We start from the raw sequence: 22,725 nt of genomic DNA, 5'->3' as shown, positions 1-22,725 counted from the left end.
AATCAGGGAGAATAGGGCATGACCCTGCACAAATTCACGACTGGCGTCGCCATGGCCGCGCTGCTTGGACTTGGCGCTTGCGAGAAGGCCGCTAAGGAAGAAGCTGCCCCCACCAAGGCAGCCAAGGAAGCCGCCGGCGACTCTACGATCGCCCAGGGTCTTGGCGACGCAATCAAATTCGCCGCCGCAGCCAAAGCCGCGGGCGTGGACCTGACTCTGGGGGGGCCGGGGCCCTACACGGTGCTCGTTCCGACCGATGCCGCTTTCGACAAGATGCCGGCGGGCGCACTCGATGGATTGATGAAGCCCGACGCCCGGGCCGAGCTGACCGGCGTCCTGAGCTACCACGTCCTGCCCGGCGCGATCCTCACCGCCGACATCGCAAAGGCTGTCGAAGCCGGAGGTGGCAAGACACAATTGCAGACGATGGGCGGCGGCACGTTAACGGCGACCAAGGACGGCGACGCGATCGTGCTGTCAGACAGCGCAGGAACCAAAGCGCGGCTCATCGGGGCCGACGAGAAGAAGTCCAACGGGGTGATTCACCGCATCGACGCGGTGCTGATGCCGAGCTGAGTTAGGGAGCGGATCCTTGCGCCCCCCAAGGTTCCGCCCCCGTCCCCCATTTTCCCCTTCCGCGTAGCCCGAGCCTCGCTATAACGAGTGCCAATCACGCGTGAAGGGGCTTATCCGCAATGAAGGCGACGATCGAACGGGCGACCCTCCTGAAGAGCCTGGGCCATGTCCAGTCGGTGGTCGAGCGGCGCAACACCATCCCTATTCTCAGCAACGTGCTGGTCGAAGCGAGGGAAGACGGGTCGATCCGCCTGATGGCGACCGACCTCGACCTACAGGTCGACGAAAGCGTTCCCGCCCAGGTCAGCCAGGCCGGCGCAACGACGGTGTCCGCCCACACATTCTTCGACATCGTCCGAAAGCTTCCCGAAGGCAGCCAGGTCGAACTCTCGGCCGCCGAAGGCAAGATGCAGGTCGTTGCCGGACGCGCCCGCTTCAATCTTTCGACACTTCCGCGCGACGATTTCCCGGTGATTGCCGAGGGCGAACTTCCAACCCGCTTCGAACTTCCCGCCCAGACGCTTCGACAGATCATCGACAAGACGCGCTTTGCCATATCGAGCGAGGAAACTCGCTATTACCTGATGGGCATCTTCCTCCACGTCGCGGACGAGAAATTGAAGGCTGCGGCGACCGACGGTCACCGTCTCGCCCGAGTCACCGTCGACAAGCCCGAGGGCGCCGACGGGATGCCCGACGTGATCGTTCCCAAGAAATGCGTCGGCGAATTGAGGAAGCTGCTCGACGAGGTCGAGGGCACGGTCGAAGTGTCGCTCTCGCCCACGAAAATTCGCTTCGGGCTCGGCAATGCGGTGCTGACCAGCAAGCTGATCGACGGCACCTTCCCCGATTATAACCGCGTCATCCCGACCGCCAACGACAAGCTGCTGAAGCTCGATCCAAAGAGCTTCATGGCGGGCGTCGACCGCGTTTCGACCATCGCCAGCGAAAAGACCCGTGCCGTCAAGATCGCACTAGATCGCGACAAGGTGACTCTTTCCGTGACCAGTCCCGAGAACGGGTTAGCCGTCGAGGAGCTCGCCGCCGACTATGGCTCGGACGGGCTCGAGATCGGTTTCAACGCCCGCTACTTGATGGACATCCTCCATGAGATTGAGGGCGACACGGTCGAAGTCCACTTAGCCGACGCTGCCGCTCCGACCCTGCTCAGAGAGAATGACAAGAGCTCGGCGCTTTACGTGCTGATGCCGATGCGGGTGTGACGGTCTGCCGTCTGTGGCGCGGTTGGGCCACCCGCGAAAATGCCGGCGCCTATGAACGCATCGTGCGGGGTGAGGTGATCCCTGGCATCGAGGCACGGAAAATTCCCGGCTTCCGCCACATCGACCTTATGCGCCGCGACCTTGACGACGAGGTCGAGTTCCAGACCCTGATGTGGTTCGACAGCCTGGATTCGATCAAGGCGTTCATGGGTGAGGATTATGCCGTGAGCCATGTGCCGGCGGCCGCACAGGAAGTACTCAAGCGTTTCGATAGCCACGCCGCCCATTTCGAAGTGCTGGACCGGAGGCCGCAGACCGGCCAGTGAGCGGTTCGTGACCGCGCTGACCCGCCTTTCGCTGACCGACTTTCGCAATCATCGCGACGCGTCGTTGGAGACCGGGCCGGGGTTTGTGCTTCTCTCCGGACCCAATGGCGCGGGCAAGACCAACGTGCTGGAGGCGGTGTCGCTGCTGACCCCCGGACGCGGGTTGCGGCAGGTGCCGATCTCGGAAATGGCGCGTAGCAATGGTGCCGGCGGGTTTGCGGTGGCTGGGAGGCTGGAAAGCGGTACCGAGCTTGGCACCGGGACAATCCCCGCCGCGCCAGACCGCCGCCTGGTACGGATCAATGGTGCGGCATCTGCAGTTAATTCGCTAAGCGAATGGCTATCCGTGCTGTGGCTAACGCCCGCAATGGACCGACTGTTTACCGACAGCGCCGGCGGCCGAAGGCGGTTTCTCGACCGTCTGACGCTGGCGCTCGACCCCGGCCACGCCAGTCACGCAGCTCGATATGAGACCGCAATGCGCGCACGCAACAAGCTGCTTGTCGATTCTGAAACAGCGGACGCATCTTGGCTAACCGCGCTCGAGATGCAGATGGCCGAGCATGGAGCGGCGCTTGGCGAGGCACGGAGTCATACAGTTACTGCCTTAAGCGAGGCGATGGCGAACCTGCCCGACGACGATTTTCCGCGCGCCGCACTGACACTTGAAGGCTGGCAGGAAGGCGACCTTGCCGTTGCACTCCGGGCCAACCGCACCCGCGACGCGACAGCCGGGCGGGCGATAGAGGGCCCCCACCGCCAGGACCTGATCGTCACGCATGTGGCCAAGGATCAACCCGCTGCCCGTGGCTCTACCGGAGAGCAGAAAGCGTTGCTGCTTGGCTTGGTCCTGGCCCATGGCGAGCTGGTCGCGAGACGCCGCGGCCAGCCGCCGATCCTGCTGCTTGACGAGGTCGCGGCTCATCTCGATCCCACTCGCCGTGCCGCACTGTTCGCCCGCCTGGATGGCCGTGGCCAAGTGTGGATGACCGCCACCGAGCCAGCATTGTTTGACGCGATTGGCGATACGGCGAGCCGCTTTCATGTCGACGCCGGAACGATTTCGCCCGCCTGACTGGACTTTTTTAACTTTGCCCCTATATTGCACCGCAACACGAGACGCCTAGAAAGCGGCGTGATCGGTCTCCAATGGAGGTCCCGGCCCGCGTCTCGACCCAGCTTTCATGCTCTCCTTTCACGCGGGGTGCTCAACCAAACCCCGGCGAGTCCGTGCCAATCAAGGCGCGGACGTTCGCCTTGCATATTGGACTCATTTCTTGACCAAATTTACCGACCTCGGGCTTTCGAAGCCCCTACTCGACGCGCTGGCGGCTAAAAATTACGCCGTACCGACGCCGATCCAGGCGCAAGCCATTCCGACCGTGCTTACCGGCCGCGATCTTCTGGGCATCGCCCAGACCGGCACTGGCAAGACCGCGGCGTTCATGCTGCCTTCGCTCGACCGGCTCGCAAACCCTCGAGTTCACCCCATTGCCAAGCGCATTCGGATGCTTGTGCTCGCTCCGACCCGCGAGCTCGCCTCGCAGATCGCCGAAAGCGCCCGCACCTATGCGCGCAACATCAACCTTACTACCGGCGTCATCTTCGGCGGCACCCCGCCGATGAAGAGCGTTCGCGAAGTGGCTCGTGGTCTCGACGTACTCGTCGCCACCCCCGGCCGCCTGCTCGACCTGGTCGACCAGCGCGCGATCGACCTCAGCCGTCTCGAAATTCTCGTCCTCGACGAGGCCGACCAGATGCTTGACCTCGGCTTTATTCATGCGTTGAAGCGGATCGTCCAGCTCGTCCCCAAGACGCGCCAGACCCTGTTCTTCTCGGCAACCATGCCGAAGGCGATCAAGCAGCTGGCCGACGCCTATCTGACCAACCCGGCTGAAGTGTCGGTCACTCCCGCCGCGACCACGGTCGAGCGGATCGACCAGAGCGTTACCTTCGTCAATCAGGCGGAAAAGGCAGCCCTGCTGACGCTCTATCTCCAGACCAAAGAGATCGAGCGCGCGCTGGTCTTCAGCCGCACCAAGCATGGCGCCGACAAGATCGTCCGCCAGCTGACCGCCGCGGGCATCGGCGCCAATGCCATTCACGGCAACAAGTCGCAGCCGCAGCGCGAGCGGGCGCTGGCCGCCTTCAAGTCCGGCCAGATGCCAGTGCTTGTCGCGACCGACATCGCCGCGCGCGGGATCGACATCCCGGGCGTCAGCCATGTCTGCAACTTCGACCTGCCCGACGTGCCCGAACAATATGTCCATCGCATCGGCCGCACAGCGCGCGCCGGGGCCGACGGCATCGCCATTGCTTTTTGCTCGGACGATGAGCGCATAAACCTGCGCGATATCGAGCGGACTACGCGCCAGAAGCTTCCCACAGCCCCGCTGCCCGACGGCTTTATGGCGGCTGTCCAGGCGCTCAAGGCACTCAAACTGCCGACCCCCGCTCGCGGTGAGCGTGGCGAACGTGGCGGCGGGCGCCGCGACGGCGGCCATCGTCATGGCCGTCCCTCGGGTCCGCGCGTTGCAATTCAGCCGATTGGCGATCGTCGCCATGGCGAGCAGCGTTCGGATCAGGGGCAGCGTCGTGACGGCGCGGTGCGCAGTGATGGCCAGCGCCATCCGCAGCGCATCGGCAGTCATCCCGCCCATCGTCCCGAGGGTGGCGCCGGCAAGCGCCCGTTCCGCGGCCGTCGTGGCGGCGGAGGGGGCCAGGGCCGGCCGAACCGCGCGCAGGGCTAAACCTGCAAGCTTGACCCTTGCCGCGAGCCGTCCTTCGATTGTGGGACGGCTCGCGCTTTACGCGCGTGCGCATACGCGCGCGCGATTGAGTGAGACTTTTCCGACTTTCCGCCCTATCTGAGAACCATGGCAACCGATCCCAACCAGAATGAATATGGCGCCGAGAGCATCAAGGTCCTCAAGGGCCTCGACGCGGTGCGCAAGCGCCCCGGCATGTATATCGGCGATACTGACGATGGCTCTGGCCTCCACCATATGGTGTTCGAGGTCAGTGACAACGCTATCGACGAGGCGCTGGCGGGCCATTGCGATCGAATCCTGATCCAGCTGAATCCCGATGGTTCAGTTACCGTTGAAGATAACGGTCGCGGAATCCCCACCGGCATTCATGCCGAGGAAGGCGTATCGGCGGCCGAGGTTATCATGACCCAGCTTCACGCTGGCGGTAAGTTCGAAAACACCAGCGATGACAATGCCTATAAGGTGTCGGGTGGACTCCACGGCGTCGGCGTCAGCGTCGTCAACGCGCTCAGCGAATGGCTGGAACTGACAATCTGGCGCGACGGCGAAGAGCATTTCATGCGCTTCCGCAATGGCGATGCCGAGGCGCCGCTCAAGGTCGTCGGCCCGGCACCGGCCGGCAAGAAGGGCACGAAAGTTACCTTCCTCCCCAGCCCGGCGACGTTCAAGATCACCGAGTTCGATTTCGAAAATCTGGAACATCGCTATCGCGAGCTCGCCTTTCTGAATTCGGGCGTGCGCATTGTCCTCGCCGACGCGCGCCATGAGGAGCGGGTCGAGCATGAGCTTTATTATGAAGGCGGGATCGGAGCGTTCGTGCGCTACCTCGATCGCACCAAGACTCCACTGTTCCCCGACCCGATCGCCATTTCGGCGGTTCGCGACGGCATCGGAATCGACGTCGCGCTCGAATGGAACGACAGCTATTACGAGAACGTCCTTCCCTTCACCAACAACATCCCGCAGCGCGACGGCGGCACCCACATGGCCGCCTTCCGCGCCGCGCTGACCCGCACGATCAACGGCTATGCCGACAAGTCGGGGATGCTGAAGAAGGAAAAGGTCACCCTCACCGGTGACGACATGCGCGAAGGCTTGACCGCGATCGTCTCCGTCAAGCTGCCCGACCCCAAGTTCAGCAGCCAGACCAAGGACAAGCTGGTCAGCTCCGAAGTTCGCCAGCCGCTCGAGAGCCTGATGAGCGACAAGATGAGCGAATGGCTGGAGGAAAATCCGGCCAACGCCCGCTCGATCATCCAGAAAGTAATCGATGCCGCTGCGGCGCGCGAAGCCGCCAAGAAGGCGCGCGAACTGACCCGGCGCAAGGGTGTGATGGACATCGCTTCTCTACCGGGCAAGCTTGCCGACTGTCAGGAACGCGACCCGGCATTGAGCGAACTGTTCCTGGTCGAGGGTGACTCGGCCGGCGGCTCGGCCAAGCAGGGTCGCAACCGTCACAACCAGGCGATTCTTCCGCTGCGAGGTAAGCTCTTGAACGTCGAGCGCGCGCGCTTCGACCGGATGCTGTCGAGCCGCGAGATCGGCACGATCATCCAGGCGCTCGGCACCGGGATCGGGCGCGAGGAATTTAACCTCGAGAAGCTGCGCTACCACAAGATCGTGATCATGACCGACGCCGATGTCGACGGCGCGCACATCCGCACGCTGTTGCTTACCTTCTTTTATCGGCAGATGCCCGAGCTCATCGAGGCCGGTCACCTGATGATCGCCCAGCCGCCGCTCTACAAGGTGGGACGTGGCCGGTCTGAGGTCTATCTGAAAGACGACGCAGCGCTCGACGAATATCTTGTCGACGCAGGGCTCGAGGGTCTGGTGCTCGACGGCGGCGGTGGCCAGCGTTCCGGCGCCGACCTGCGCGGCTTGGTCGATCATGCCCGGAGGGTGCGTACGCTGATGCGATATGCGCCGAAGAAATATGATCCGGCGATGCTCGAGGCGCTTGCGCTGCGCGGCGCGCTCGATCCCAACATCGACAAGGCCAAGCGCGCTGCGAATATCGGCAAGGTCGCCGAATGGCTCGGCCGGGGCGATCTGGAAGCGGTCTGGTCGGGAGAGGTGGCCGCAGAGGGCGGTTATCTGCTCAAGCGGCTGTGGCGCGGCGTCACCGACGCCTTCATCATCGAACCGACCTTCCTCGCGTCGGCTGAAGCGCGCAAGTTGCATGCCCTCGCCGCCGAACAGGTCGAGACCTATGCCCACCCGCTTGTTCTGCGCACCCTCAAGAAGTCAGCGCAGGCCGAGCCGGTGGAAGGCGACGAAGCAGAGGAGCAGGAGACCAAGGGTAAAACCGTTCCGGTCACCCGCCCGTCCGAGCTGCTCGACGCGGTGCTGGCAGCCGGCCGTCGCGGCCTTTCAATCCAGCGTTATAAAGGTCTGGGTGAAATGAATGCCGAGCAATTGTGGGAAACCACGCTCGACCCGGCAAACCGATCTCTGCTTCGAGTGGAAGTTGCTCAGGCGGATGTCGCCGACGAAATTTTCACTCGCCTGATGGGCGACGTGGTCGAACCGCGCCGCGAGTTCATCCAGGAGAATGCGCTTTCGGTGGCGAACCTCGACGTCTGAGGAACCCGGCCATGCGGCGATGGTTGGCGAAGCAATGATTGCTGCCCAAACTATCACCGTCGCCAGCTATAATATGCGCAAGGCGATCGGGACCGACCGGCGGCGGCGGCCCGAGCGGGTGCTCCACGTCCTCCAGGAAATCGACGCCGATGTCGTCGCGCTTCAGGAGGCGGATAAACGTATCGGCGGGCGCGGGGCGGCAGTACCGCACGAGTTGATCGACGATCATGGCCTGTACAAGCCGGTGCCATTCCGAGTGCGCCACCGCCGTACGCTGGAGAATTTTCCGGGCGTCAAACATGCGGAGCGGCTGCTCAACGTGAACACCCGAAACCTGGGCTGGCACGGCAACGCCCTGTTGGTGAAGAAGCATGTCGGTGTGATCGATGTCGCTGCGCTCGATTTGCCGACGCTCGAGCCTCGCGGAGCAGTCATGGCGGAGCTACTGTTTGGCGACCGGCCAGTTCGCATCGTCGGAATGCATCTCGATCTCAGCGGCCTTTGGCGGCGGCGCCAAATGCGGGCGATCCTCGAAGCAATCGCCAGGCGCCCGCAGAAAATGCCGACCATCCTGATGGGCGATACCAACGAGTGGCGTGAGGCCGGCGGCTGCCTCAAGGAATTGAATGGCACTTATCGCGTCGCCCCGACCGGGCCGAGCTTCCACGCTCGCCGACCAGTCGCGGCGCTCGACCGGATCATCGTCGGCCACGAACTGGCGATTGAGGCGGCCGGAGTCCACGCCAGCTCGGAGGCGCGCAAGGCAAGCGACCACCTGCCGATCTGGGCGCGAATAGTCCTTTAAGCCCGCTTGCCTTCGAGCGCTTGTTCATTAACTAGCGCAGCCGACGCCAAAGCTAGGGTTGCGTAGATGATTACCAACTGGATTGCCGCCGCACTCGCCATGACTTCGACTGGCTCGATCTGTCCCACAGGCTTGTTCCATTCCCCCACATCGCATGAATATGTAGTGATCACGCAGCCCCAAGCGGGCAATCTTCGCTTCATGTTTGGGGATGGTCGGCGGGGAAGCCTGGCCGCCGACGATAGTCCACTGAAATGCACATCCGGGAAATGGGTCGCCGGCGACAATGCTGCCAGCCCACCATGGTCGATGGTCGCCCTTCGCATGGAAGCAGCAGAGTTCACCAGTCATGGAACCAAGCTAAGTGGCACATTGATCGAGCCGCCGGGCGGGCCCCATCCCCTGGTAGTGCTGGTTCACGGTTCGGAGCGAACCTCTCCCCTCACCAGCCCATATCCATATATTTTCGCGTCTTATGGCCTAACCGTGTTTGCCTATGACAAGCGCGGCACCGCCAAGTCCGCAGGCGAATATACTCAGAACTTCGAATTGCTTGCCGACGATGCGGCGGCGGCGATGAAAGCTGCACGACGGCTTGCCGAAGGTCGATTTGACAGAGCAGGGTATTTTGGCGGTAGCCAAGGCGGCTGGGTCGCGCCGTTGGCTGCTACACGCACTCCTGTCGACTTTGTCGCAGTTGGTTTCGGCCTAATCGAAAGCCCGATCGGAGAAGATCACGAACAAGTGCTAAGCGAAATGCGGGCAAAAGGTTATGGCGCTGCTGACCTAGCCGCAGCTGCGGAGGTAGCTGAAGCCACGGGGTTGCTGGTCGGATCCAATTTCACAACCGGCTTTGACCGCTTGGCTGCGGTAAGGCGTCGATATGGATCGAGGCCCTGGTTTACCGAGATTCAAGGGGAATTCACTGGTGATGTCCTTCGGGAGAGCGAGGCAGATCTGCATCGAATCGGACGGCCACTATTCGATAACCTAGAGTTGATTTGGAACTACGACGGACCGACCGTGATTCGCCGGGTGAAGGCGCCGCAGTTGTGGGTGCTAGCCGAAGCGGACCGTGAAGCACCTTCAGAAACCACCCTTGCCAGCCTGCTGAAGATCCGCGGTGCGGGAGCCGATCTTACGATCTATAGCTTTCCGGACACCGACCATGGCATGGCCGAGTTCGTCGAAGCGGCGGACGGCACACGAACTTACACGCGTATAACTGATGGCTATTTCCGACTGTTGGCAGACTGGATTAAAGGTGCGAGGCCGGCAACTTACGGCCGCGCACGCAAACACTAGCCCTATCCGCCCACCATTTTCCGCTGGCGCCGTCTCTGAATCGATGAGCCGATGCCCATCGCCTCACGATATTTTGCTACGGTGCGGCGGGCGAGGTCGAAGCCCTGTTCCTTGAGCAACTCGACCAGCGTGTCATCACTCAATATTTCGCGTTCTTCGGCAATCAGCTTGCCGATGGCGGCCTTGACCGCCTCGGCGGCGGCGCCCTCGCCGCCTTCGCTTGCGACGCCCGAGCCGAAGAAATATTTGAGCTCGAACATGCCCCGATCACAGGCAAGAAACTTGTTCGACGTCACTCGGCTGACGGTCGATTCATGCATTTCGATCGCCTCGGCCACCTTGGCGAGGGTCAGCGGGCGGAGTGCGGATACGCCGTGCTCGAAAAAGCCCTGCTGCTGTTTCAATATTTCAGTCGCCACCTTGACGATGGTCCGGGCGCGCTGGTCGAGAGCTTTAACCAACCAGTTGGCGCTGGCCAGGCAATCTCCCAGCCAGGCCTTCGACGCCTTGTCCTGCGGCCCTCGCTTCAACTCGGCGTGGTAGCGGCGGTTGACCAGGACTTGCGGCAGCGCGCTATTGTTGAGCTCTACCAGCCAGCCCGTCTTGGTTTGCCGGACGAAAACGTCGGGCGTGATCGCCTCCGGCTCCTTGGTGACGAAGCGGCAACCGGGCTTGGGGTCGTAGGCGCGAAGTTCGCGCACCATGTCGGCAAGATCCTCTTCGTCGACACCACAGATGCGGCGAAGGTCCGCCATTCGCCCTTTGGCGAGCATGTCGAGGTTGGCGATCAGCCTAGCCATCGCCGGGTCGTAGCGGTCGGCGGACTTCGCCTGGAGCGCGATGCATTCTTCCAAATTTCGTGCAGCGATCCCCGGCGGATCCAGTGACTGAACGATGGCCAGTGCGTCCTCGGCCTCCTTAAGGCTGGCCTCCAGTTCCCCCGCGATCACCCGGAGCGGCGTTTCAAGATAGCCGGTTTCCTCAAGCTCATGGACGATTGCTTCGGCCAGCCGCCCCACAGTCCCACCTACCCCGTGCAGCTGGCTCATGAGATGCTCGGCAAGCCCTGCCTCGCCGCCTTCGAGCCGATCAAAATCGAACGCTTCCTCTCCGCCGGACACGCCGCCGACGTCGGCGAAACTGTCGGTCTCCAGCGCGGCCTCGCGCCAGTCGACATCGACCGGGCTATCGTCGGCGCCACCGAGTCTGCCGATCAGCTCGTCCGATCCAGTTGGATCGGCGGCTTCCTCACCAATCTCGCGGTCCTCTCGAAGAATGACTCCTTCCCCGGCGCCTCCCTCGCCCGGTCGAGCCTCAAGCAACGGATTCTTGGCCAATTCCTCGGCGATGACGGCCTCGATTTCGAGGTTGGACAAGGCAAGCAGCTTGATTGCCTGCTGCAGCTGCTGGGTCATCACCAGCGACTGTGAAACGCGAATATCGATACGCGGGCCTAGCCCCATGGCTGCTACACTCCCGCGCTAGAGCGCGAAGCTTTCGCCAAGGTAGAGCCTCCGCACATTCTCATCCGCGACCAGGGCCTGCGGGGTGCCTTCGAAAAGGACCTGCCCATCATAGATGATGCAGGCGCGGTCGACGATGTCGAGCGTTTCACGAACATTATGGTCGGTGATGAGGACGCCAATATCGCGCTGCTTGAGCTCGCAGACGAGGTCGCGGATATCGGCGATGGAAATCGGATCGATCCCGGCGAAGGGCTCGTCGAGCAGCATGATCGACGGCTCGGCGGCCAACGACCGCGCGATTTCACATCGCCGCCGTTCGCCGCCTGAAAGCGCCATTGCCGGGGCGTCGCGAAGGTGGGCGAGGCCGAATTCCCCGAGCAGTTGCTCAAGCCGAGCCTCACGCGCGTTGCTGTCGGGCTCGGATATTTCGAGCACCGACAGAATATTCTGTTCGACAGTCAATCCCCGGAAGATCGAGGTTTCCTGCGGCAGATAGCCAAGCCCGAGGATGGATCGCCGGTACATAGGCAAATGCGTAATGTCGCGCCCGTCCAGGAAGATACGCCCGGCATCTGGACGTGCCAGGCCCATCACGGAGTAAAAGCAGGTGGTCTTGCCCGCGCCGTTGGGACCGAGAAGGCCAACGACCTCGCCGCGCTCAACGTGGAGCGAGACATCATGCAGTACCGCCCGCTTGTCATAACTTTTGGCAATCGAGCGCACTTCAAGTCCGCGCATCGCCGTTCCAACGGCGGCGGCGGGTGCCTCGAAGAGCGCGGCTTCGTTCATTGCTTCGAATTGCCCTTCGGGACGGTAAAGCGGCCGCTTACCCGTCCTCCACCCTGATTCACGCCGCGCAGTCCGCCGTCCATTACCGCGCGACCCGTATCGAGATCGATCGTCAACCGCCCGCCGCTCAAATAAGAGCCGCCACGTTCGAGCCGGACATTGCCGACCATGGTGATCATTCCCTCGTTAAGGTCGTATACCGCGAAATCGCCGCGCGCCGTTTCACTTGGGCTGGTTACGGTCACGCCGCCACTGGCATCGATCCGATTAATGTCGATTCCGTCCTGGCTTGCATAGGCCACCGTCAGCCGTGCCGTGCGAAGCGAAAGCTCGCCTTGGCGCGCAAGTACATTGCCCGCGAAGATAGCTCGATCCACCCTGTCTTGCACCTCCATCCGGTCAGCGGTCACGTCGACCGGCGCCTTACTGTCATGCCCTTTGAGCGCCGAAATACCTTCTTGGGCTTGGGCCATCCCTGCGCCCAGGAGGCCGGCAGCAATCAGGCTGCATGCGATGATCCGCTTCGACTTCATGAAGATCATCTGACTGCCCCCTGCTCGATTTTCAAGCGGACTCCGCGATCGAGCCGCACTATGCGCTCGTCCAGGTCGGCACTCAGCTGGCCCGCCTGAAACTGCCCAAGCTTCATAGTCCCGCTGACCGGACCGCTCGATTGCATCGTACGCTTGTCCAGATCGACCCGCACGTCACGCGTCAGCAGTCGATAACCGTCCGGCCCGACCACCGCGACTGGCCCTACGACCTGTACCTTTTCCTGTTCGATATCGTAGCTGCCTTTCATCGCCGCGATACTCAGTGGTCCCCGCGCCAGGTTCAGTCGCGCCCGCATCCCTTCGATCATCACGATCGGCACATTGCTTGACTGCTGTACCGCGCGATCGGCGACGATTTGGAATTTCTGACCCTTATTGTCCTCGCCGACATAGCTCGCCTGCTCGACCCTCATCCGCTCTCGCGCCTCATCCACTTTATTCTTGTCCAGAATGAAGCTGACGTCCCCGCGCTTCTCGAATGGGGCGATGGCAAGCATGAAGACAAGCACGACGATGATTATGGGCAAACCGTACTTCATCGCACGGATCACCATGTCGTGGCGGCTCCCAGGTTCGGCCCAGTAGCGCTTGATCTCCTGCTTTCGATGAGCGGCTTCAGACAAGGTGGTTCGGCTTATCCATGAGCGAAAATATCGTCTTCCGCCCAGCCGGCGAGGTCGAGCAGTGCCCGCGCGGGCAGGAAATCGAAGCAGGCTTGGGCCAATTCCATGCGATTCTCACGGTGGAGCCGCTGGTCGAGCTGCTCCTTCAACCGGTGAAGGTAGCGCACATCGCTGGCGGCATATTCGCGCTGCGCGTCGTTGATCTCGGAGGCGCCCCAATCGCTGGTTTGCTGTTGCTTCGACAGGTCCGTGCCAAGGAGCTCCTTCACCAGCTCTTTTAGTCCGTGACGGTCGGTATATGTCCGGATCAGCTTCGATGCGGTCCGGGTGCAATAGAGCGGAGTAGCCATGACGCCGAGATAGGCGCGGATGATCGCTACGTCGAAGCGTGCGAAATGATAGAGCTTGAGCCGGTCCGGGTCGGTCAGCAGCGCCCGGAGGTTGGGCGCAGAATAGTCGCTATCCGGGCCAAATCGAACCAAATGCTCGTGCGGCGATCCATCGCTCAATTGAACCAGGCACAGTCGGTCACGGCCCGGGATGAGACCCATCGCCTCGGTATCCACCGCAATCGTCGCACCCGGGGCGAACAGATCGTCGGACGGAAGGTCTTCTTCGTGGAAATGGATCGCCATAACAGTCCCGGTCTTCTACTGGCCGCCGCCGCCTGAACTGGCGGTGACGGCTTCGATTTTCTACTTCTCTAGTCGCATCAGGGTAGCGCTTGCCAGCCTTAACCATGGAGTCTCTAGGATAAGCGCCAATTTTCCTGTAGAGACTCGCACCGTGCGTGCGGACCTACCTCGCGGGCACGGCCGGTTGCGCCATTGGCCCAGCGCGTTGGTTTTTTCGATTTGGGGCACGAGAGAGTTTAGATTTCATGGGTTTCGATCGAGGGCGTAAGGGTGACCGCGGTGGTCGCGGCCGTGACAAGCGCGACAGTTTCGGTGGTGGTGAAGAGTTCGCAGGCGCAGGCTTTGACCGTGGCTTCGGTGACCGCGGCGGCTTTGCCGGTCCCGGCGGCGGCGGCTTTGGCGACCGTGGTGGCGGTGGCTATCGCGGCGGCGGCGGTGGCGGCTATGGCGGCGGTGGCGGCGGCGGTTTCCGTGGAGGCGGCGCCGGTGGCGGCGGTTTCCGCGGCGGCGGTGCGGGTGGCGGAATGCCTCCCCAGGTCGTTGGCGAGGGCAAAGGCGTCGTCAAATTCTTCAATCCGCAGAAGGGATTTGGATTCATTGTCCGCGACGACGGCGGCGAGGACGTGTTCGTGCACATTTCGGCGGTGGAGCAGGCAGGTCTGACCGATCTCGCCGATGGCCAGCCGCTTGAGTTCACGCTGGTCGATCGCGGGGGGCGCGTCTCGGCGACCAACCTCAAGATCGATGGTGAGCCGATGGAAGTCGTTCGCTCCGCCGCTCCGCGCGAAGGCGGCCGCGAGGGCGGAGCCGCTGGCGGCCCGCAACGGCAGCTGACCGGCGAAAAGGCTCAGGGCACCGTCAAATTCTTCAACTCCATGAAGGGTTTTGGCTTCATTAGCCGCGATGACGGCCAGCCGGATGCATTCGTTCACATCTCAGCAGTCGAACGCGCCGGCCTGCCGACAATCAATGAAGGCGATCGGTTCGAATTCGACATCGAAGTCGATCGTCGAGGCAAATATGCAGCGGTGAATCTTCAGCCGCTGGCTTAACGCTCACTTCTGAGCGGGGATAAAGGCCCGTCCGGCGCCGAGCCGGGCGGGCTTTTTCGTAGCCGGTCAGGTCGCCATTGCCAGCAGCGTATCAATGCGGTCCGCCTCATGCGCTGGCTTATCGGTCCGGATTCGGCTTATCCTCGGAAAGCGCATCGCAAGCCCGGATTTATGTCGCGTCGACCGGTGGATCGAATCGAATGCGACTTCCAGCACAAGGGTCCGCTCAACTTCCCGCACCGGCCCAAAGCGGTTGACGGTATTTTGCCGGACGAAACGGTCGAGCCACTTCAATTCCTCATCCGTGAAGCCGAAATAGGCTTTGCCCACTGGCAGCAACTCATCGTCGCCTGCCCAGCAGCCAAAGGTATAGTCGCTATAATAACTCGACCGCTTGCCGGAGCCTCGCTGAGCATACATCAGCACGCAGTCGGCGGTCAGCGGATCGCGCTTCCATTTATACCAGAGACCCGTCCGGCGACCCGCGACATAGGGCGAATCGCGGCGCTTGAGCATCATTCCTTCGACCCCCTCGCCACGCACGCCGGTACGCAGGTCCTCTAACGCCTCAAAATTGGCGGCGTCGATCAATTGAGACAGGTCGAAACGTGACGGGTCGAGCCTTGGGACGAAGGCCTCCAGACGGGCCCGCCGCTCACTCCAGGCGAGGGAGCGCAGGTCCATGCCGCCGTCAAACAGCATGTCATAAAGGCGAACAAAGGCTGGATATTGGCCCTGCAGTTTGGCGCTGACACTCTTCCGACCCAGCCGCTGCTGCAACGCATTAAAGCTCGCGGCCGCCCCACCGTGCATTGCCGCCCCTTGTTCTTCGCCACGCACCAGCAACTCGCCGTCAACAACTGCTGGCACCGCGAAGGCGGACGCGACGTCCGGGAAGCTGGCGCTGATGTCGTCGCCGGTCCGACTAAAAAGCCGAGTCTGTCCTCCGGTGTGAACGAGTTGAACTCTGATGCCGTCCCATTTCCATTCGGCAGCATATTCCTCGAGAGAGACGCGCGTCTCGTCGAGCGGATGGGCGAGCATGAACGGCCGAAACGTCGGCACATCCATGGTAGTGGGCTGCGGCCCCCTGCCCTCGCCCCATTCGAATAGCTCCCGATAAGGTGGGCGCAATCCGTGCCACACCTCCTCGACCTCATCGACATTGAGACCGAAAGCGTCGGCCAACGCCTGCTTTGCAAGCCGAGCGGATATACCCACCCGCAATGCCCCAGTGGCCAGCTTGAGAAGCGCGAATCGCCCCGATGCATCGAGATGGTCGAGCATTGAGGCAAGCGTCGCAGAAGCATCCGATCGGCTTGCAAGCCGCAGCCGATCGACAGCGTCCGAGATGCGGATAGTGCCGTCGTCCAGCTCGCCGACTTGCCCCTCCGGTGCCGGCCACAGCAACGATACCGTTTCGGCCATATCGCCAACATAGTCGCGGCTCATTGCTAGCAGCACCGGGTCGACCCGTTCTTCGCCTAGCGCCCGAACTTGAGCCGGCTTAACCGCCGGAATGTCGAGCGTTCCGGTCAGTGCGGAGAGCGCGACGCCGCGGTCGGGATCTGGCGTTCCCTTAAGATAGTCGCCGATCAGCTTGAGCTTGCTGTTACGCGAGCGGGTGTAGACGAGGTCATCGAGCAGCTGGGAAAATGCGCGCATTACCCCGCGACAATGCGCGAGGCGCAATGTGGATGCCTAGTGAATCCGTACAGCCAGGGCGGCGAGGATCGATTCGCGATCGTGCGCGGCATCCTCGCTCATCAGGGCCTCATCCATATGCTCAAGGCAAGCTCGCGTCGCCGCGACATGGCCGGGCATCAACGCGTGGTGTGCGCCATAATCGGCAAGGCCTTCAAGCGCAGCGAGGCCATGCTCCGTTGCCAGCGCCCGGATGGCCTCCATTTTCGCACAAATATCGACCGGCTTCAGTCGAGCGACGCGCTCCTCGATCTCGGCGATCCGCTCGCCAATGCGGATGCGGACAATGTTCAGCGAATCGAGCGCGGCCATGGATGATTCTCCGTTCACCCGTGAAGCCTCGCCCAAATTGGTTAACGGTGAGTCAAAGTCCTGTGACGGCTCCGTGAAACTTGACAAAGGATGCCGTGCTCGCCATGGAGCCGCGGTTCGGGCGGTGCCTTACGGCCCGCCTTCATTTTTTCTAGCGCTACAGGATTCTCGCGATGGCCAAGCCGGCAACCGTCAAGATCAAGCTGGTCAGCTCCGCTGACACTGGCTTCTTCTATGTGACCAAGAAGAACCCGCGCAACCAGACCGAGAAGATGTCGTTCCGCAAGTACGACCCGGTCGCGCGCAAGCACGTCGAGTTCAAGGAAGCCAAGATCAAGTAACCCCCTAGGTTACCCTCGCCCTTGCGGGGATCGAAGCTCAATCATTCGGGGCGGTCCGGTAATCCGGGCCGCCCCATTGCTTTTGGGCGCACAGTTGGCGCCGGAACATGACCGACCTTCAAAGCCTGCAGCGCAAGAAAATGGAGCGGGCGAAGGGATTCGAACCCTCGACCCCAACCTTGGCAAGGTTGTGCTCTACCCCTGAGCTACGCCCGCTCGACATGGCGGACCGGATGAAGTCCGGTCGGGTGGAGCGGGCAGCTAGCAACTCCGCCGGACCCATGCAACCCCTAACCGCCCGGCCTTGCCCACTGCTTGGCCTGGGCCCATATCGCAAGGCCATCGAACGAGGAGCAAGGCGTGGCGACATTGGGCGTGAGCGAAGATGAGCGCGCGGCGATCGAGCGGTTCGAGCGCGAAGTCGTCGAGCCGTCGATGGCCAGCCTCGTCATCCTCGATTTCTGGGCCGAATGGTGCGGCCCTTGCAAGCAACTCGGTCCGGTGCTGGAAAAGGTCGCGGCGGATTATGCTGAAAAAGGCGTTGTCCTGGCGAAGGTCGACGTCGACCGGGACAAGCTGATCGCGGCCCAATTCCGGGTCCAGTCGATCCCGACAGTCTACGCGATCTTCCAAGGCCAGCCGATTGCGGACCTCACCAATTACCGCACCGAGGCGCAGCTGAAGCGCATTCTCGATCAGTTACTGGGCCAGTTGCCCGTCAAGGGCGCGGCGCAAGACCTTGCCGCCCAGGTCGAGCCGCTAATCGCGATGGGCGAGCAGGTGCTCGGTGAGGGCGACGCACACCGGGCCGAATCGATCTTCAGCCAGATTCTCGAAATGGATCCCAAGAATCCCTCGGTTATCGGCGGCCTTGCCCGGGCAATGATAGCTGCCGACAAAATTGACGAGGCGCGAACATTGCTCGATTCCCTGTCGGAGGATGAATTCAAGCACCCGGCGATTGGTCGAGCACGGGCAGCGCTGGAAGTTGCGGCTACTCCTCCGGCCGATGTGACTGCCGAGGAAGCGCGAGTTAGCGCCAATCCGGATGATCATGAAGCGCGCTTTGCCGTCGCCCAGGCACGTATGGCGGCTGGCGACCGTGATGCCGCAGCGGATGGATTGCTGGAGATTATCGCACGCGACCGGGATTGGAATGAAGGCGCGGCTCGCATTCGGTTGCTGCAAATATTGGAGGCGAGCGGTCTGGAAGACCCATGGGCCAGGGCGCAGCGTCGTCGGCTATCGGCCTTGCTATTCACATGATGGGAACCAAGCCAGCGCGAATCCCCTTGTTCCCGTTGGCCGGAGCGATCCTGCTTCCGCGTTCCCAGCTGCCGCTGCATATTTTCGAACCGCGATACCGCGAAATGGTGCGTGACGCGCTAGCCGGGCCGGGACGGATTGGAATGATTCAACCGATCCCGACGTTGGGCGACGGGGATTCGTCGCAGCCCGAACCCGTGCCCCTGTTTCACGCAGGTTGCCTCGGAGAGATTGTTGCAGTGGAAGAGCTCGATGACGGACGGTTCAACATTGTCCTTCATGGGTCAAACCGTTTCCGGCTGATCGCGGAGCGCGACCTCGGTACCGCCTATCGCCAGGCCGATGTGGATCTGGCTGCGTTCGACGATTCGGAACCGCCGCCGTTGGCGCTGGCGCAGCGCGCGGATGTCGAGCGAGAAGCCAAAAGGTTCGGCGACGCGTTGGGCCTTGCAGTAGACTGGTCGGCGGTCGGACAGCTTGACGATGAGATGCTGGTCAACGCCATCGCCCAGGTCGCGCCATTCGATGCCGGCGCCAAGCAGGCCCTGCTCGAGGAGCCGACGCTTGCCGGCCGCGCCGACCTTGTCGTCCAGTTGATGCAGTTCCAGCGCCTGGCTCCGGGCGGCGCGGATGTCGGTCAGACTTTACAATAAGGTTAGATCGGAAGGCCGCGAAGAAGCAGCGGCAAATCTCCGCTGGTGCCCCTCGCCTCTGCCATCAACCGGTCCTTTACGGGGCCGATCCGGTTGATAAGGCTCATGCCGAAGCGGCGGACCTTTGACGCGGTCTTGCCGGGAACCCCATAAATGCGCGTCAGGCTGTCGGTCGCCAGGCTGACCATGAAAGTGTCCAGCCCACGCCAGCGTTGGAAGCGATCCAGAATCTGATGGTCGCCCAGGTCGAGCCCCAGCCGTGCCCCTTCCACCAACACCTGCGCCAGGGCGGCGGCATCGCGGTAGCCGAGATTGACGCCCTGGCCCGCAATCGGATGGATCCCGTGGGCCGCGTCGCCGACCAGCGCCAGCCGATGGTCAGTGATCCGAGCTGCGTGATGAAAACCGAGCGGATAAGTCGAGCGCGGCGCGAGCAGCGATATCTTCCCGAGGAAACCGCCCATCGCGGCTTCCGCCTCGTACGAGAAATCTGCATCGCTCAACGATAGGAGCCCCGGTGCGTCAACTCCAGCCACCGACCAAACGATCGCCGACCGGTGACCCCCGTCGTCATCGGTCATCGGCAGAAGCGCGAACGGCCCTTGCGGATAAAAAATTTCATAGGCGACATGGTCGTGCGGCCGTTCATGCCGAAGCGTCGAGACGATGGCCGAATGGTCATATTTCCAGCGAGCAACCCGGATGCCGGCGGCCTCGCGCATCGGCGAATTGCGGCCTTCGGCGGCGACGAGCAGCGGCGCCCCGATCACTCGCCCGTCTTCCAGTCGAACCGTTACGCCGAAATCACCCCGCTCCACGGCTGCAGCCTTGGCCTTCCACATCAGCCAGATATTCTTGCCCTTCTCGGCGCGGGCCAGCAGCGCGGCACGCAAATGGCGGTTCTCATTCATCCAGCCCAAGGGCTCTTCATCGTCGCCCGGATCGAATGCCAGCCCGCCTGGTTCGAGCCCGTCGGCGACCTCGATCCGTCGAATAGGACAGCCCGGCACGGGAAAATGATCGCTGATACCAATCGTGTCGAACATGCGCTTCGAAGATGAGCTAAGCGCACTGGTGCGCCCATCGAACGCAGCATCCTTGCGCAGTTCGGGATCGGCCGGGTCGACGACGATCGAGGAAAGGCCGCTGGAATCCAGCGCCGCCGCCAGTGCAAGGCCAACCAGGCCACCGCCCAAGATGATTACGTCCGCCCTGTCCATGCGCCTTCCCTAGTCGTCGCATCGTGACGAGGGAAGTCTTGCCCCCGAGTCCGGCGACAGGCACTATGGGATGCGCAATAATGCTGGGGGAAGTGACGTCATGGCGACCGCCGCACAGCGGGCACAGAAGAAAGATTTGGGACCCGACTGGCGCGAAACGTTGGCGGCCTCGATCCGGCGATTTGTGCGGCGCACGGTCGGGCTTGTGCTGATTGGACTGTCGATCGCGCTAGGCGTGGCGCTGGTCACTCATTCAAGTGTCGACCCAAGCTTTACGACCGCGGCCGCAGGACCTCCAACCAATTGGCTTGGCCCATTCGGAGCCTATGCCAGCGACGCTCTCCTATTCCTGTTTGGGCCTGCCTCTGCGCTGTTCCTGCCGCTGGTCGGTTTGATCGGGCTGAGGATGGTGCGCGGGGTCGATATCGGCTCAATGCGACGGGCGCTGCTGGTGGCGGCGCTGGGGGTGGCACTGATCGGGGTCGCGCTCGGTCTCTACGCCGGATCCGCGGTTTCCGGCCTTCCGGCGGGATATGGCGGCGCGCTTGGCCTGGCCGGCGCCTACGGCGTCGATTCCGCCGTGCGGCTGGTCGGCAATCCGTCGATCGAAGGCCCACTGCGGCTGGCACTGATGGCGATACTGATATTGAGCGGCTTCGTGATTGGCTGGCTCGCGCTCGGTATTCGGCCCGAGGAGAAGCAATGGGCGGCGGACAAGCTGCGCCGCGACACCAGTCCGGCGCCGCGACCTCGCCGAAGCCGCGAAGCGCCAGCCGACGACGAGGAGGGCATCGCTATTCCACCTCGTTCGCGCCCAGCAGTCGCGGTTGCCGACCCTGCCCGACCGATCGCGGCGGCTGCCAAGTTGGGGCCGAAGCGGGGTAAGGCGGGCGCGCTTCCCGGCCAGGCGAGCCTCGCGCTCGGCGACAATTACCAGCTGCCTTCGCTCGAATTGCTGGCAAAGCCGCCAGAGAAGCCCAAGGGCCATATCGACCGTGCCGGCCTCGAGCGAAACGCCCGCCTGCTCGAAAGCGTGCTGGAGGATTTCCATGTTCGCGGTGACATCGTCGAGGTCAGGCCAGGGCCGGTTGTAACGATGTACGAGCTGGAGCCGGCCAGCGGGATCAAGGCCAGCCGGGTAATCCAGCTGGCCGACGACATCGCCCGCAACATGTCGGCACTGTCAGCGCGCGTTGCCACAATCCCAGGACGGAGCGTGATTGGAATCGAGCTTCCCAACCAGAAGCGAGAAACCGTGAGCCTGTCGGAACTGATCGGCAGCCAGGCGTTCGAAGATCAGAACATGTCGCTACCGCTGATCCTGGGAAAGAATATCTCGGGCGATCCGGTGATTGCCGACCTCGCGCCGATGCCCCACCTGCTCGTCGCCGGCACTACCGGATCGGGCAAGTCGGTCGGCCTCAACTGCATGATCTTGTCCCTGCTCTATCGAATGAGTCCCGATGAGTGCCGGCTGATCATGATCGATCCGAAGATGCTCGAGCTCAGCATCTACGATGACATCCCCCACCTCCTCTCTCCTGTCGTCACCGAGCCGGGCAAGGCGATCCGCGCCCTGAAATGGACGGTCGAGCAAATGGAGGAGCGCTATCGGATGATGGCCAGCCTGGGCGTTCGCCAGCTGGCCAGCTTCAACGCCAAGGTGCGTGATACCAAGGCAAAGGGATCAAGGCTCGGAAGGCGAGTCCAGACGGGCTACGACGCCGACACCGGCCAGCCCGTCTACGAGACCGAAGAGCTGGAATATGAGGTATTGCCGCAGATCGTCGTCGTGGTCGACGAGTTGGCCGACCTGATGATGACGGCCGGCAAGGAAGTCGAGTTCCTGATCCAGCGGTTGGCTCAGAAAGCGCGCGCCGCCGGCATCCATTTGATCATGGCCACCCAGCGTCCCTCAGTCGATGTCATTACGGGCGTGATCAAGGCGAATTTACCAACCCGCATCAGCTTCCAGGTGACGAGCAAGATAGACAGCCGGACGATCCTCGGCGAGCAGGGCGCCGAGCAATTGCTGGGCAAGGGCGACATGCTGTACATGCCCGGCGGCAAGCAGATCATCCGCGTCCATGGCCCGTTCGTCAGTGACGAAGAAGTTCGGGCGGTCGCCGACCATTGGCGCAAGCAAGGAAGCCCCGACTATAACCAGGCGGTGACCGAAGAGCCCGAGGACGGCGGCTATATGTTCGATGGCCAGCCGGTCGGCGATGACGATCCAGAAACCCAGCTTTATCGAAAGGCGATCCAGATCGTCGCCGAAAGCCAGAAGGCCTCCACCAGCTATCTGCAGCGCCAGCTCCGTGTTGGTTACAACAGTGCCGCCCGGTTGATCGAGCGAATGGAGAAGGACGGGCTGGTCGGCCAGCCCGATCATGTGGGCCGCCGCGAGGTGCTGATTGACACCGACGGTCATCCAATCTGACCACTTTCGACCCTGAACCACAGGGAACCGGCAGGTTCAGGGCGCATTCAATGCGCAATGGCCATCACTGGCGGCAAA

21 protein-coding genes and 1 tRNA gene are annotated in these 22,725 nt (G+C 62.5%); 13 read left to right on the top strand and 9 right to left on the bottom strand.

Features of this window, described 5'->3' with window-relative positions:
- The first annotated feature begins 18 nt into the window (after positions 1-18).
- From LVY65_RS08000 to LVY65_RS07965, 8 genes are all read left to right on the top strand, one after another.
- A complete protein-coding gene (locus LVY65_RS08000) occupies positions 19-576 on the top strand; it encodes a fasciclin domain-containing protein (RefSeq protein ID WP_235067507.1) in 558 nt (185 codons plus the stop codon).
- Positions 577-695: 119 nt separating this feature from the next.
- The gene (dnaN, locus tag LVY65_RS07995) at positions 696-1,799 is read left to right on the top strand and encodes a DNA polymerase III subunit beta (protein WP_235067506.1); all 1,104 of its coding nucleotides are present in this window, start codon (positions 696-698) and stop codon (positions 1,797-1,799) included.
- Positions 1,796-2,125: a hypothetical protein gene (locus tag LVY65_RS07990; RefSeq protein ID WP_235067505.1), complete on the top strand. Its 330-nt coding sequence runs from the start codon at positions 1,796-1,798 to the stop codon at positions 2,123-2,125. The genes dnaN and LVY65_RS07990 overlap by 4 nt, the downstream gene beginning before the upstream one ends.
- A gap of 7 nt (positions 2,126-2,132) precedes the next feature.
- Positions 2,133-3,200, top strand: coding sequence for a DNA replication/repair protein RecF (gene recF / locus LVY65_RS07985; RefSeq protein ID WP_235067504.1), 1,068 nt, complete (start codon positions 2,133-2,135; stop codon positions 3,198-3,200).
- A gap of 202 nt (positions 3,201-3,402) precedes the next feature.
- The gene (locus LVY65_RS07980) at positions 3,403-4,875 is read left to right on the top strand and encodes a DEAD/DEAH box helicase (RefSeq protein WP_235067503.1); all 1,473 of its coding nucleotides are present in this window, start codon (positions 3,403-3,405) and stop codon (positions 4,873-4,875) included.
- Between the two features lie 126 nt (positions 4,876-5,001).
- Positions 5,002-7,482, top strand: coding sequence for a DNA topoisomerase (ATP-hydrolyzing) subunit B (gene gyrB / locus LVY65_RS07975; RefSeq protein ID WP_235067502.1), 2,481 nt, complete (start codon positions 5,002-5,004; stop codon positions 7,480-7,482).
- Between the two features lie 34 nt (positions 7,483-7,516).
- Positions 7,517-8,287, top strand: a complete 771-nt coding sequence (locus LVY65_RS07970; protein ID WP_235067975.1) for an endonuclease/exonuclease/phosphatase family protein — start codon at positions 7,517-7,519, stop codon at positions 8,285-8,287.
- 66 nt (positions 8,288-8,353) lie between these two features.
- Positions 8,354-9,592 (top strand): alpha/beta hydrolase family protein, encoded by a 1,239-nt coding sequence (locus LVY65_RS07965; RefSeq protein ID WP_235067501.1) that lies wholly within the window; start codon positions 8,354-8,356, stop codon positions 9,590-9,592.
- Positions 9,593-9,594: 2 nt separating this feature from the next.
- On the opposite strand, the gene rpoN is transcribed toward LVY65_RS07965, so the two are convergent.
- From rpoN to LVY65_RS07940, 5 genes are read right to left on the bottom strand one after another with little or no spacing between them, the layout of a single operon-like run.
- Positions 9,595-11,055, bottom strand: a complete 1,461-nt coding sequence (gene rpoN, locus LVY65_RS07960; RefSeq protein ID WP_235067500.1) for an RNA polymerase factor sigma-54 — start codon at positions 11,053-11,055, stop codon at positions 9,595-9,597.
- Positions 11,056-11,073: 18 nt separating this feature from the next.
- The gene (gene lptB, locus LVY65_RS07955) at positions 11,074-11,847 is read right to left on the bottom strand and encodes an LPS export ABC transporter ATP-binding protein (protein WP_235067499.1); all 774 of its coding nucleotides are present in this window, start codon (positions 11,845-11,847) and stop codon (positions 11,074-11,076) included.
- Positions 11,844-12,389: an LptA/OstA family protein gene (locus LVY65_RS07950; protein ID WP_235067498.1), complete on the bottom strand. Its 546-nt coding sequence runs from the start codon at positions 12,387-12,389 to the stop codon at positions 11,844-11,846. Before LVY65_RS07950 ends, lptB begins: the two co-directional genes overlap by 4 nt.
- The gene (gene lptC / locus LVY65_RS07945) at positions 12,386-13,024 is read right to left on the bottom strand and encodes an LPS export ABC transporter periplasmic protein LptC (RefSeq protein ID WP_235067497.1); all 639 of its coding nucleotides are present in this window, start codon (positions 13,022-13,024) and stop codon (positions 12,386-12,388) included. Before lptC ends, LVY65_RS07950 begins: the two co-directional genes overlap by 4 nt.
- 11 nt (positions 13,025-13,035) lie before the next feature.
- Positions 13,036-13,659, bottom strand: a complete 624-nt coding sequence (locus LVY65_RS07940) for a ribonuclease D (RefSeq protein ID WP_235067496.1) — start codon at positions 13,657-13,659, stop codon at positions 13,036-13,038.
- A 245-nt stretch (positions 13,660-13,904) separates the two neighbouring features.
- Here LVY65_RS07940 and LVY65_RS13320 point away from each other — a divergent pair, with 245 nt between their 5' ends.
- Positions 13,905-14,711: a cold-shock protein gene (locus LVY65_RS13320; RefSeq protein ID WP_328282500.1), complete on the top strand. Its 807-nt coding sequence runs from the start codon at positions 13,905-13,907 to the stop codon at positions 14,709-14,711.
- Positions 14,712-14,777: 66 nt separating this feature from the next.
- Here LVY65_RS13320 and LVY65_RS07925 read toward each other — a convergent pair whose 3' ends face one another.
- The gene (locus LVY65_RS07925; RefSeq protein WP_235067495.1) at positions 14,778-16,376 is read right to left on the bottom strand and encodes a cisplatin damage response ATP-dependent DNA ligase; all 1,599 of its coding nucleotides are present in this window, start codon (positions 16,374-16,376) and stop codon (positions 14,778-14,780) included.
- A gap of 36 nt (positions 16,377-16,412) precedes the next feature.
- Positions 16,413-16,727 (bottom strand): hypothetical protein, encoded by a 315-nt coding sequence (locus tag LVY65_RS07920; protein WP_235067494.1) that lies wholly within the window; start codon positions 16,725-16,727, stop codon positions 16,413-16,415.
- 173 nt (positions 16,728-16,900) lie between these two features.
- Here LVY65_RS07920 and rpmG point away from each other — a divergent pair, with 173 nt between their 5' ends.
- Positions 16,901-17,068, top strand: a complete 168-nt coding sequence (gene rpmG / locus LVY65_RS07915) for a 50S ribosomal protein L33 (protein WP_235067493.1) — start codon at positions 16,901-16,903, stop codon at positions 17,066-17,068.
- 141 nt (positions 17,069-17,209) lie between these two features.
- Here the strand turns inward: rpmG and LVY65_RS07910 are convergent.
- A tRNA-Gly gene (locus LVY65_RS07910) sits at positions 17,210-17,284 on the bottom strand.
- Between the two features lie 144 nt (positions 17,285-17,428).
- On the opposite strand from LVY65_RS07910, the gene LVY65_RS07905 reads away from it, so the two are divergent.
- On the top strand, positions 17,429-18,334 hold the full coding sequence (locus tag LVY65_RS07905) for a tetratricopeptide repeat protein (RefSeq protein ID WP_235067492.1): 906 nt from the start codon (positions 17,429-17,431) through the stop codon (positions 18,332-18,334).
- Positions 18,331-18,987, top strand: coding sequence for an LON peptidase substrate-binding domain-containing protein (locus tag LVY65_RS07900; protein WP_408021981.1), 657 nt, complete (start codon positions 18,331-18,333; stop codon positions 18,985-18,987). The genes LVY65_RS07905 and LVY65_RS07900 overlap by 4 nt, the downstream gene beginning before the upstream one ends.
- A gap of 2 nt (positions 18,988-18,989) precedes the next feature.
- On the opposite strand, the gene LVY65_RS07895 is transcribed toward LVY65_RS07900, so the two are convergent.
- Complete coding sequence (locus LVY65_RS07895) at positions 18,990-20,207, bottom strand: UbiH/UbiF/VisC/COQ6 family ubiquinone biosynthesis hydroxylase (protein ID WP_235067491.1); 1,218 nt, start codon at positions 20,205-20,207, stop codon at positions 18,990-18,992.
- Between the two features lie 100 nt (positions 20,208-20,307).
- On the opposite strand from LVY65_RS07895, the gene LVY65_RS07890 reads away from it, so the two are divergent.
- Complete coding sequence (locus LVY65_RS07890) at positions 20,308-22,647, top strand: DNA translocase FtsK (RefSeq protein ID WP_235067490.1); 2,340 nt, start codon at positions 20,308-20,310, stop codon at positions 22,645-22,647.
- Positions 22,648-22,725 lie beyond the last annotated feature (78 nt).

The sequence above is a fragment of the Sphingomonas cremea genome, assembly GCF_021502585.1.
In the GTDB taxonomy this organism is placed as follows: domain Bacteria; phylum Pseudomonadota; class Alphaproteobacteria; order Sphingomonadales; family Sphingomonadaceae; genus Sphingomicrobium; species Sphingomicrobium cremea.
Note: the sequence above shows the minus strand (reverse complement) of the source record. Positions and strands in the feature narration are given on the sequence as shown.